2 pseudogenes are annotated in these 813 nt (G+C 59.3%); both read right to left on the bottom strand.

Annotation, left to right across the window (positions count from 1 at the left end):
• Positions 1–248 (bottom strand): annotated as a pseudogene (locus tag V7676_RS18680) (chromosome segregation ATPase); the annotation flags it as partial.
• A 269-nt stretch (positions 249–517) separates the two neighbouring features.
• Positions 518–813, bottom strand: a pseudogene (locus V7676_RS18675) (hypothetical protein); the annotation flags it as partial.

Here is an 813-nt window from a genome sequence, read left to right as displayed (position 1 = left end):
CGGTCGAGCTGCGTAGACTTACGGCTGGCAGCACGGTGAAACAGATTGACGAAGCCCCAAGCCACGTCTTCGGCATCCGCTTCGAGCGATGTTCCCGAGAACATGACAAACATGTCGGACCAAACGGCAGCGAGCGTCTGCTCGACTGCTTCTTCACTTGGAAAATCGGACGGATCGAAAGGTGCAGGCTTGATGGTTAGACCTGCAAGGTCGAGCCCGGCGAGTTGTTGGGTAAAACTATCGTACATGATTAAGCCTCCTGATGTGCTCAGGCGGCAAAGCTTACGAAACCGGAATGTCTCGCTCCTTGTCCGCCGGAGCCCGATCAGGGCCGGTTTAAGGGGGTTGGCGCACCGCGAAGCGGGAAACCTGCAAGGCAAGGCTGGCGCGGGCCACACGGGCCGCAGCCTTGCAGGTTGCGCCAGACCACGGCCGGTCCAGGGCCTCTCCCGGCGGACAGGCACGAGGCATGACGTAGTTCCTTTGCCAACATCATCAGCGGGGCCTGCACGAACAACTAGTTTTCGGCTGCCTGCCGATCTCGTGGCCTTCGCGGTGATACATGGATCCGCTCGAATACGCCTTCGCCATTGGAGAAGCGCCCGATCTGACGAATCTCCCCGAACATCTGCAAGAAGTTGCCGGACACTTGGCCAAGCCATCGCTGAGCTCGGCCAGTTCTGGGTCGGTCATAATCGGCTTCCCAGTAGCAGCTGTCATTCCGTTCGACGAGCCAGACGGCTGCGAGACCGCAATAAATGGAAATGCCGCAATCGGCATCGGCATTCCGGAGCAGTATCCGATCTTCGCGTC

Source organism: Parasphingorhabdus sp., from assembly GCF_036963805.1.
Taxonomy (GTDB): domain Bacteria; phylum Pseudomonadota; class Alphaproteobacteria; order Sphingomonadales; family Sphingomonadaceae; genus Parasphingorhabdus.
The sequence above is the reverse complement of the archived record's forward strand: the minus strand, read 5'-3'. Positions and strand labels throughout refer to the sequence as shown.